Raw genomic sequence first — 10,466 nt, 5'->3', positions numbered from 1 at the left:
GGAGGAGGCCCACGTCGCCAGGGGACAAGTCACGTGGACCACTACGACATGATCGTCATCGGCAGCGGCCCGGCGGGCCGCCGAGCCGCCATCCAGGCCGCCAAGCTCGGAAAGGACGTTATGGTCGTCGAACGCGGCGGACGCGTTGGCGGCGTCTCGGTCCATACCGGCACGATTCCCTCGAAGACGCTGCGCGAGACCGCGCTCAACCTGTCAGGCTGGCGCGAGCGCGGTTTCTACGGCCGCTCCTACCGCGTCAAGCAGGACATCAGCGCGGACGATCTGCGCCGCCGGCTGCATGTCACGCTCGGCCACGAAGTCGAGGTGCTGGAGCACCAGTTCGCCCGCAACCAGGTTTCGACGATGCGCGGCACCGCGCGCTTCACCGACTCGAAGACCATCGAGGTCGAGGGCGAGGAGGGTGAAACATTCGCGATGTCCGCCGACAGCTTCCTGGTCGCCGTCGGCACCGTTCCGTTCCGGCCGGACTACATCCCCTTCGACGGCGCCGTCTCGGTCTTCGACTCGGACGAAATCCTTGAGCTTCCCGACCTACCGCGCTCGATCGCCGTGATCGGCGCGGGCGTCATCGGCGTCGAATACGCGACCATCTTCTCCGCGCTCGACGTCCACGTGACGCTGGTCGAGCCGCGCAGCTCCATGCTCGATTTCATCGACAAGGAACTGCTGGAGGATTTCACCTACCAGTTGCGCGACCGCGGCATGGCGTTGCGCTTCGGCAGCAAGGTCGAGAGCGTCACGCGCACCGATAAGGGCTGCGAAATTACGCTCGAGGGCGGCCGCAAGGTCCGCTCGGAGATGCTGCTGTTCGCTGCCGGCCGCATGGGTGCGACCAAGACGCTCAATCTCGATGCCTGCGGGCTGGAATGCGATCACCGCGGCCGGCTCAAGGTCGATCCGGAAACCCTGCAAACCAGCGTGCCGCATATTTACGCGGCCGGCGACGTGATCGGCTTTCCGAGCCTCGCCTCGACCTCGATGGAACAGGGCCGCATCGCCGCCTGTCACGCGCTCGGGGTGGCGGCGCACGAGCCGCCGGAATATTTTCCATACGGCATCTATGCCGTGCCCGAGATCTCGACCGTCGGCATGACGGAGGAGGAGGTCATCGAGCGCGGCATTCCCTACGAGAGCGGCATCGCGCGCTTCCGCGAGACCTCGCGCGGCCACATCATGGGCCTCGACCGCGGCATGCTGAAGATGCTGTTCTCGCTGAAGACGCGCCGCCTGCTCGGTTGCCACATCGTCGGCGAGGGCGCCACCGAACTGATCCATATCGGCCAGGCCGTGCTCAACCTGAAGGGCACGCTCGACTATTTCGTCGAGAACACCTTCAACTATCCCACCCTCGCCGAAGCCTACAAGATCGCCGCGCTGGACGCCTGGAACCGCATGGGCGCGAGCGTGCCGGAAGAAAAGGTGAAGAAGCAGGCGTGAAACAGAGATGCCGTCAGCGCCGGTCGGTTTGTATCGGACGATGACAAGGGCCCGGTCCGGTTGTTGGGAACGTGGCGCAAGGCCTTGAAACATCATCGAAAACGGAAGTGGCCGCCGGTGCGCCGATAGAATCGGTATGTTATGCGGGTTTCAGTTGCGAAAAGTGATGTCGTGTCTCGTCGGGAACCACCCGCGGACCGAACCGCTCGATGAAACGCGATGCCGGACCCTTCAGAATATTGGCGCCGTGGTCAGTGAACCGGAACAACCGGGCCGACATGTAGTTCATCCAAACCAACAGGTTGCGGGCGCGGTTTTCGTCGATCATGTCGAACATGGCCCGGGTCTGCGGATGGATCGCTACGCCGGCTTCGGGCGCGAACATCACCGACAGGGCCGCGCGCGTCGTCGCGGCCTTCTGATATGCGTCGTCCAGAATCGTGTCAGCCCGCTCGCGGTCGTCATTCGCGATCAGGGCCTGAACTTTCAGTACGAGCATGTAGAAGTAGAAATCCGATCCCGGTTCGCAGAGCTCGAAGCCTTGCTCGAAAAGCGCGAGGGCGTTCTCGATGTTGCCCAGGTGCATCTGCAGTTGGCCATATGTCGTGAAGGCGGCGGCGAAGGCCGAACTCGATCGAAAAGCGTCTTCCAGTATATCGATCCCCAGCGAACGGTGCCCGCGATCGAGGAAGTACAGCAGTTTGCCGGCCGCCATCAGCAGGATGGAATTGTTGGCGAGATGCGGCAGGCTGGCTGTCACCAGTTCCTCCATTTCGTCCTCGTCCCGATCACGCAGATCGACGCCGAGTGGCGCTACCGTTCCCGACATGATGTATTTCGAATGGAGGCTGGTGGCGAGCATCAACTGGGCCGTGTGGTCTCCCGGGTCTCGTTCAAGCGAGAACCGGAGACGCTTCTCCGCTTCGATCCAGCTCGAATTGCTGGATAGCAGCGCGGCTACGTCGTGCATGCGCACGGCAAGCGGCTTGTCGGGGGGATGGTGCTCCTTCGGGCGATCATACGCGAGCGCGTCCCAGATCGCTTCGCAGATGCCGTCAGCAATGGCGTCGAAATCCGGCGTGGGGTGATCTCCGTCGCAGGTCGCGACAGAGTGTCTCGATATGCGGGTGATTTGGCCGGTGGCGAAAAACTTCAAAGCCACGGAGCAATCGAGACGATCCGATACCTGCGTGAAATTCAGTTCGACCGCGAATTGCGGCATGGCGCCGGAGAATTGGTCGGGCCTCGGACAGTCTTCGTCGACGACTACCTCGCGCTCCCTGGACGTTTTCAATCCGATTCGCACGCCAAGATGCCTGGCGAAGCTCCGCGCACGGTCGGACTGCGTCCCGATGAACCTCAGTCCGTGGATGGGACCGACGACGACGAATGCGCCTGCCGCCCGCCGGGAGGGCTCGCCGCGCGTTGCGATCCAGACGTAGCCCTCACCGTACTGGGTCGCGATGAATGACGCGTGGCGGGCGGAATCGCCGAGTTTCCGGCGCAGGCGATTGATCAGGAAATCGATATTGCGATCGGATGAATCGGATCCGGGCCCGGTGAGAATGTCGAGCAGGCGGTCGCGCGATAGCACGACACCGGGATTTTCCGTGAATTTCTTCAGGAGCTGCCGCTCGGTGCGGCTGAACCGCACGGGCTGGTGCTCGTCGTCGAGAAAATAGAGGAATTCGGAATCGAAGGTCTTGTCGCCGTGTCGGACCAGGTTGCTCATTGGTCTGCCCCTCGATTGCAACAGGCTGCAGCTTCGCCGATTCCGAAGGGAATAAAACCGGATTTACGGCGGACCCCGGCTTATTAGCCCCTTTTACGCGCGTGGCGGCCATTGTCAAAGCAGACGGTCCTGCATCTGCAAATAATCGCGCAACAATTCGCCGCCATTCCGGAAGCCTCGGGGGTTCAAGAAAAGGGGAGCCGGAAAATGCTGCATGAACACTTCCAGAATGGCGATGTTGCATTGACGGAGATCAGGGAGTCCCTGGTCAGGTCCCCCGTCCGATTGATCCTGGGATTCCGTTTTCTGCGGAATGGAACGAGGCGGCTGGCACGATCTGGCGCAAATGTTCTGCGCGGCGTTCTGCGCCGGCGAATCCTGTCGCGACTGAGTGACCGTCAATTGCGGGATGCTGGCATCTGTCCGTCGGAAGCCGGCCGTCGCCGGCGTTCGGCGGTGGAGCCCAATCCCAATCTCGAAGGTCTGCGCTGACCCAGCCTCTCTCCACAGAAAGGCGTTTGCGCGGCCTGATTGCCGGCGCTCGCGAAAACGCCCGCTGACAGCGGGCGTTTTTGTGTGGCTATCCCGGAAGCGGCTACAGAATCCCGCCTTCGCCGACGAAACTCTTCTCCACCACGAAATGCCCGGGCTTGGAATTCGCGCCTTCCTCCATCCCGGCGGCTTCGCACAATTCCTTGATCTCGAGATTCAGCCCCATCGAGCCGCAGATCATCACCCGGTCGTCCTCGGTGTTCCAGGCGGGGACGCCGAGATCGGAAAACAGTTCGCCCGAGCGGATCTTGTCGGTGATGCGGCCCATATTCGGCGATTCTTCGCGCGTCGTCGTCGGGTAGTAGACAAGCTTGCCGTCCACCATCTCGCCGATCAGGGGATCGTTGATCAGGTTGTCGACGAGCTCGCGCCCGTAATCCAGTTCGGCGACATGGCGGCAGGTATGCGTCAGGATCACCTGGTCGAATTTCTCATAGACTTCCGGGTCGCGGATCAGCGAGGCGAACGGCGCGATGCCGGTGCCCGTCGCGATCATGTAGAGCCGCTTGCCCGGCAACAGCGCGTCGACGACCAGCGTGCCCGTCGCCTTGGTCTTCAGGATCACCTGGTCGCCCGGCTTGATATGGACCAGCTTCGAGGTCAACGGGCCGTCCGGCACGGCGATGGAATAGAATTCCAGTTCCTCGTCCCATGACGGCGAGGCGATCGAATAGGCGCGCAGGATCGGCTTGGCCGGCTTGTCGCCGACGGGATCGCCCATCAGGCCGATCATCACGAACTCGCCCGAGCGGAAGCGCAGGCTCTGCGGCCGCGTCAGCCGGAACGAGAACAGCTTCTCCGTCCAGTGTTTGACTTGCGTGACGGTCTGGCCGTCGGGCAGGGGTGTCGCGATGTTCACGGGCGCCGCCGTCTCCTGGATTGGCGTCAGGTCGTTCATGTTCGGAAGGTCCTGTTAAACCGTTCAGGCGGTCGCCTGCAAACGCTTTTGATAAAAGTGGTTCTGCCAACCGGCGCGCGCGAGCCATTGTTCCTCGGGCTGGCGGGCGGCGAGGTCGCCGCTGATTTCCACCTCGTCGAAGCCGACGCGGCGCGCATGCGCATACTGGTCGGCGATGACGTGGCCGGTGGCGCGCAGCTTGCCGCGATAGCCCGCCTGGCGCAGGCGCCTGGCAAGCGAGAAGCCCCGTCCGTCCTGGAAGGACGGGAAGGCGATCTCGATCAGGCGGATCCATGCGAAGAAGGGCGCGATTTCGTCAGCGTCGGCGTCGTTGGCAATCGACAGCGCGAATTCGCCCGGAAGATCATCCCGATCCGCCGCCTGCAACGCCTCGATCGGCAGCGTCCGCAATCGGTCCGCCAGTACGTCTTCGCCGAAACCGGCGTCGGTCACGATGATACCCATGGTCATTCCCCGGCGCCGGCAGTTGCCGGGCACACCAGTTTTCCGTTTTCGAAATGGATGCCGCACTCCGTCTTGTCGGAACCGCGCCAGCGCCCGGCGCGCGCATCCTCGCCCGCCTTTACCGGGCTGGTGCAGGACGCGCAGCCGATGGAAAGATAGCCGTGCTCGACAAGCGGGTGTTGAGGCAGATCAAATGCGGCAAAATGCGCGTCGATGTCCTCTTTCGACCATTCGGCGAGCGGATTGATCTTGACCTTGCCGTCGCTGGCCCGCTCGAACGTTTCGACATCCGAACGCGTCGCCGCCTGGAACCGCTTTCGGCCCGTGACCCAGCCGTCGAAATCCTTCAGCGCCTCGCGCAAGACGTCGGTCTTTCGGAAGCCGCAGCAGGCGTCGGTGTCGCTCAGGTGCAGCCGGCCATAGGGGTCCGTCGAGCGGATCACCCTGCCGTCCGGCGAGACGGTGCGCACGTCGCTCAGGCCGAACCGCCGGATCAGCGCGTCCTTGTAGGCGAGCGTCTCCGCAAACAGCATCCGCGTGTCGATGAAGATTACCGGCGTCGAGGGATCGGCCTCGGCGACGAGATGCAGAAGCGCTGCCGATTCCGATCCGAAGGACGAGACGACGGCGATCTTGCCATATGTCTTTTCGACGAGGACTTCGCGTAGCACGTCCCGCGCACGGGCGACGCGCAGCCGCGCGGTGTCTTCGGCCGACGGGGCGTGTCTCAGTTCGATGCGGTCATGCGGCACGGACTTCATCCTTCTGTTCGCCATAGATGGCATGCTTGAACGGGTCCGCGCCAAGGCGGCGATAGGCCGCGAGGAAGGTCTCGGAGGCGTCCTCGCGCAAATCCAGATAGGTCCCGATGATGGCCTCGATCGCCGGCACAAGGTCCCCGGCGTCGAAGCCGGGGCCGGTGCGTTCGCCGATCGTCGCGGTCTCGGTGCCGTCGCCGCCAAGCGTGATCTGGTAGTTTTCGCGCCCCGCCTTGTCCAGGCCGAGAATGCCGATATGGCCGACATGGTGGTGGCCGCAGGCATTGATGCAGCCGGAGATCTTGATCTTCAGCGGACCGATTTCGCGTTCCAGCTTGAGTTCGTCGAAACGCTTGGAGATTGCCTGGGCGACGGGTATCGAGCGCGCCGTCGCGAGCGCGCAGTAATCCATGCCGGGGCAGGCGATGATATCCGAGACGAGGCCGATATTGGCGGTCGCCAGGCCCGCTTCGCGCAACGCCGCGTAGACGGCCGGGATGTCGGCCTTGCGCACATGCGGCAGGATGACGTTCTGCTCGTGGCTGATGCGCAACTCGTCATGGCCGTAGCGCTCGGCGAGGTCGGCGAGAACGCGCATCTGCTCGGCGCTCGCGTCGCCCGGCGTGCCGCCGACCGGCTTCAGCGATACCGAGACGATCGAATAGGCCGGGTTCTTGTGTTCGGCGACATTGGTTTCGACGAAGGAGCGCAACGCCGGATTGGCGGCCTGCGCCTGCTCGAAGGCGAGCGACCGGGTGTTGTCGAACAGCGGTGGCGCGAAGGCCTCCTCGATTGCCGCGACGAGCTCCGCCGGCACGCCCGGGAAGTCGCGCTTTTGCCGGATGAACGCCGTCTCGATCTCAGCCTTCAAGTCCTCGAGCCCTGTCTCGTGGACGAGAATCTTGATGCGCGCCTTGTATTTGTTGTCGCGCCGTCCGGAGAGATTGTAGACCTGCAGGATCGCTTCCAGATAGGGCAGCAAATCGTCTTTCGGCAGGAACTCCCGCACGGTCTTGCCGACCATCGGGGTGCGGCCGAGACCGCCGCCGACGATCACCTCGTAGCCGGGCTGGCCGGCCGCGTCGCGCACCATGCGCAGGCCGATGTCATGCGCCTTGGTGACCGCGCGGTCGTTCGGCGCGCCGGTGATCGCGATCTTGAACTTGCGCGGCAGGTACTGGAACTCCGGATGGTCGGTCGACCATTGCCGCAATAGTTCCGCCGTCGGGCGCGGATCCTCGATCTCGTCGGCGGCGGCGCCGGCGAAATGATCGGCCGTCACGTTGCGGATGCAGTTGCCCGACGTCTGGATCGCATGCATGCCAACATCGGCGAGCGTGTCGAGAATGTCCGGGATGTCCTTCAGCCGCGGCCAGTTGAACTGGATGTTCTGGCGCGTGGTGAAGTGGCCGTAACCCTTGTCGAAGCGCTCGGCGACCAGCGCCAGCTGGCGCATCTGGCGCGAATTGAGCGTGCCGTAGGGAATGGCGACGCGCAGCATGTAGGCGTGCAACTGCAGATAGACGCCGTTCTTCAGGCGCAGCGGCTTGAACTCGTCCTCGGTCAGCGAGCCATCGATGCGGCGCTCCACCTGCTCGCGGAACTCCGCGACGCGGTTGCGCACGAAAGCCTCGTCGAATTCGTCGTAGCGGTACATGGATCAGGCTCCTGCCTGTTTGCCGTGGAAATAGTTGGACGGGCCGCGGGTGCGGAACACCTCGCGGAAATGCACCGGCTGCGGCCGGTGGTCGTCGCCCATGACGGTCTCGGCGAGATACGGGCCGACAACCTTGTCCTGCTGCGCATTGGCGGCGGAGAGGATCTTTTCGGCGGCGTCCCGCGAATAGGCGACGATGGCGTCGCCATGATCGCGCGACCAGTTGTTGGACGCGGTGAAATAGACCGCGTCGCCCTCGAAGAGGTCGTTGGCGGTGACGATCTGGGGTTTGTAATCGCGAGCCATTTCAAAGCACTCCGGCTTTTTCGTGAATCTGGTTGGTAGCGGCCTGAACCGCCGTGGCAGCTTTGCGGGCGGCCATGCCGTAAAGCAGGACGGCGGGGCCGGCGACGCCGGCTGCCTCCAGCGCCTCGGGCAGCGCCAGGACCGTGGTGGCGATCGTCTTCTGGTCGGGGCGCGAGGCGTTTTCGACCACCGTCACCGGCGTTTCCGGAGCGGCGCCGTGCATAATCAGCCGGCTGCGCAGGAAGGTCGCGGCCCTGACGCCCATATAGATCGCGGCGCCGGAACCGGGGCGGGCAAGCTCGCGCCAGTCATGCTCGGCGAAGCCCTCGACATCGCGCCCTGTCAAGAAGCGGACGGAGGAATTGCGCCCGCGCCGCGTCAGCGACAGTCCGGAGGAGGCGGCCGCTGCGAAAGCCGCCGTGATGCCGGGCACGACATCCCAGGCGATACCGGCCGCATCCAGCGCGTCCAGTTCCTCGTCGAGGCGGCCGTAGATGCCGGGATCGCCGGATTTCAGCCGCGCGACCTGCGCGCCTTTCGAGCCGTGCTTGACCAGCAGTGCGTTGATGTCCTCCTGCTTCCAGGACGGGCCGTAACCGGTCTTGCCGACCTCGATGATCGTCGCCTCGCGGCGCGCCAGCTCGACGATCGCCTGCGGCACCAGACGGTCGTGCAGGACGACGTCGGCTTCGTGGATCAGACGCCGCGCCTTGATTGTCAGGAGCTCCGGGTCGCCGGGGCCGGTGCCGATCAACGCGACATGGCCGTCGCGCGGCCGGGTCTCGATGGCGTCGGTCAGGATTTCTTCCAGCTTCGCGCGGGCGGCCGCTTCGCCGCCGGCCTTCAGCGCGGCGTCGCCCTCGCCGGAAAAGTAGCGCGCCCAGAAATCGCGGCGCTTCCGGCCCATCGGGATCATGGCGGCCCGTTCCCGGAAGGCCTGGCCGACTCGCGCCAGCAGGCCGAGCGAGGCAGGCAGGCGCTCTTCGAGGTCGGCCTTGATCTTGCGCGCCAGCACCGGCGCGGCGCCTTCCGTGCCGATGGCGACGGTGACGGGATCGCGATCGACGATCGCCGGCGTGATGAACTGCGAATCGTCGAGATTGTCGACGACATTGACCAGCGCGCCGGACTCATGCCCGATCCCGGCGGCGCGGGCGTCTTCGGCGGCGTCGTCATTGGCGCAATAGAAAAGCGCAGCAGCGGCCGCATCGCCCCGGCCGACGGGGCGTTCGACAAGCGCGATGCGGCCTTCGGCGGCCCATTGGCGGATCTGGGAGACAGGACCCTCGCCATAGACCGCGATCGCGGCTTCGGTTTTGAGCAGCAGGCGCAGTTTCGAAACGGCGCATTCTCCCGCGCCGGAAACGACGACACGCCGCCCGGACAAATCGAGAAAAATCGGAAAATGACGCATTTCGGGCCTCGTTCGTTAAGGCCCGGACAATAGGCGGCGACAAATCGGCGCACGAGAACGCGCATTCCAAATGTCGCGAAGGCCGGGGAAATCTGTTCCCTTTCGTTGAAGGTTAACGTTGTTTGATCAGAGTCAATGCACGGTCGAATCGCGCCGTTAGAAAAAACACTCACTTTTGACGCATTCCAAAATCCGGAGGCACCGGCTATATGAACGGCGAAATCTTGAATGGCGGGTTCAGGGACCGTCAAACGGAGGCTAGGGGTTTGGATTACGAACAGTTCTTCGCCGATCGTCTTTCGTCGTTGCGCGATGACGGCAATTACCGTGTGTTTGCGGATCTCGAGCGCCATGCGGGCCAGTTCCCGAAGGCGACGCGCTACCGGGAAGACGGCTCGACGCAGGACGTCACGGTATGGTGCTCGAACGACTATCTGGGCATGGGCCAGAACGACAAGGTCGTTTCCGCGATGCATGCGGCGATCGACAAATGCGGCACCGGGGCGGGCGGCACGCGCAACATCTCCGGCACCAACCACTACCACGTCATGCTGGAGCGGGAGCTCGCCGATCTGCACGGCAAACAAGCGGCGCTGATCTTCACCTCGGGCTATGTCTCCAACTGGGCGGCGCTCGGCACGCTGGCCGCGAAGATCCCCGGCGTTATCGTCTATTCCGACGCCTTGAACCACGCCTCGATGATCGAGGGCATCCGGCACTCGCGCTGCGAGAAGCGGGTGTTCAGGCACAATGACTGGAAAGACCTCGACCGGCTGATGAGCCAGGACGACCCGGCGGCGCCGAAGCTGGTCGCCTTCGAGAGCGTCTATTCGATGGATGGCGACATCGCCCCGATCAAGGAGATCTGCGACGTCGCCGACAGGCACAATGCGATGACCTATCTCGACGAGGTGCATGCGGTCGGCATGTACGGCCCGCGCGGCGGCGGTGTCGCCGAGCGCGAGGGGCTGATGGACCGGCTCACCGTGATCGAGGGCACGCTCGGCAAGGCGTTCGGCGTGATGGGCGGCTACATCACCGGCTCGTCCAACCTGATCGACTTCGTGCGCTCGTTTGCGTCGGGCTTCATCTTCACCACCGCGCTGCCGCCGGCATTGGCGGCCGGCGCGACCGCCTCGATCCGGCACCTGAAAGACAGCCAGGCCGAGCGCCAGATGCATCAGGCCAATGTCGCCCGGGTGCGCGCGGCGCTCGATGCACGCGGC

10 protein-coding genes are annotated in these 10,466 nt (G+C 64.1%); 3 read left to right on the top strand and 7 right to left on the bottom strand.

Annotation, left to right across the window (positions count from 1 at the left end):
- The first annotated feature begins 33 nt into the window (after positions 1-33).
- On the top strand, positions 34-1,458 hold the full coding sequence (sthA, locus tag IG169_RS10275) for a Si-specific NAD(P)(+) transhydrogenase (RefSeq protein ID WP_193176122.1): 1,425 nt from the start codon (positions 34-36) through the stop codon (positions 1,456-1,458).
- Positions 1,459-1,597: 139 nt separating this feature from the next.
- On the opposite strand, the gene IG169_RS10270 is transcribed toward sthA, so the two are convergent.
- Positions 1,598-3,190 carry a winged helix-turn-helix domain-containing protein gene (locus tag IG169_RS10270; protein WP_193176121.1) on the bottom strand — a complete coding sequence of 531 codons (1,593 nt, stop codon included), beginning with the start codon at positions 3,188-3,190 and terminating at the stop codon, positions 1,598-1,600.
- 111 nt (positions 3,191-3,301) lie between these two features.
- Between IG169_RS10270 and IG169_RS10265 the strand changes: the two genes are divergently transcribed.
- The gene (locus IG169_RS10265; protein ID WP_193176120.1) at positions 3,302-3,682 is read left to right on the top strand and encodes a YjiS-like domain-containing protein; all 381 of its coding nucleotides are present in this window, start codon (positions 3,302-3,304) and stop codon (positions 3,680-3,682) included.
- A 103-nt stretch (positions 3,683-3,785) separates the two neighbouring features.
- On the opposite strand, the gene IG169_RS10260 is transcribed toward IG169_RS10265, so the two are convergent.
- The 6 genes from IG169_RS10260 to cysG are packed head-to-tail and all read right to left on the bottom strand — an operon-like array spanning position 3,786 to position 9,240.
- Entirely contained in the window at positions 3,786-4,640 is an 855-nt protein-coding gene (locus IG169_RS10260; RefSeq protein ID WP_193176119.1) for a ferredoxin--NADP reductase, read from the bottom strand.
- A gap of 24 nt (positions 4,641-4,664) precedes the next feature.
- Entirely contained in the window at positions 4,665-5,111 is a 447-nt protein-coding gene (locus tag IG169_RS10255; protein ID WP_210325955.1) for a DUF934 domain-containing protein, read from the bottom strand.
- Positions 5,108-5,866 carry a phosphoadenylyl-sulfate reductase gene (locus IG169_RS10250; RefSeq protein WP_193176118.1) on the bottom strand — a complete coding sequence of 253 codons (759 nt, stop codon included), beginning with the start codon at positions 5,864-5,866 and terminating at the stop codon, positions 5,108-5,110. The genes IG169_RS10255 and IG169_RS10250 overlap by 4 nt, the downstream gene beginning before the upstream one ends.
- Positions 5,847-7,520: a nitrite/sulfite reductase gene (locus IG169_RS10245; protein WP_193176117.1), complete on the bottom strand. Its 1,674-nt coding sequence runs from the start codon at positions 7,518-7,520 to the stop codon at positions 5,847-5,849. Before IG169_RS10245 ends, IG169_RS10250 begins: the two co-directional genes overlap by 20 nt.
- A 3-nt stretch (positions 7,521-7,523) precedes the next feature.
- Positions 7,524-7,826 carry a DUF2849 domain-containing protein gene (locus tag IG169_RS10240; protein ID WP_193176116.1) on the bottom strand — a complete coding sequence of 101 codons (303 nt, stop codon included), beginning with the start codon at positions 7,824-7,826 and terminating at the stop codon, positions 7,524-7,526.
- A gap of 1 nt (position 7,827) precedes the next feature.
- Positions 7,828-9,240 (bottom strand): siroheme synthase CysG, encoded by a 1,413-nt coding sequence (gene cysG / locus IG169_RS10235; protein ID WP_193176115.1) that lies wholly within the window; start codon positions 9,238-9,240, stop codon positions 7,828-7,830.
- A gap of 266 nt (positions 9,241-9,506) precedes the next feature.
- Between cysG and hemA the strand changes: the two genes are divergently transcribed.
- On the top strand, positions 9,507-10,466 hold a 960-nt coding region (hemA, locus tag IG169_RS10230; RefSeq protein WP_210325954.1), incomplete at its 3' end, for a 5-aminolevulinate synthase.

The organism is Oricola nitratireducens (assembly GCF_014904745.1).
GTDB classification, from domain to species: domain Bacteria; phylum Pseudomonadota; class Alphaproteobacteria; order Rhizobiales; family Rhizobiaceae; genus Oricola; species Oricola nitratireducens.
Note: the sequence above shows the minus strand (reverse complement) of the source record. Positions and strands in the feature narration are given on the sequence as shown.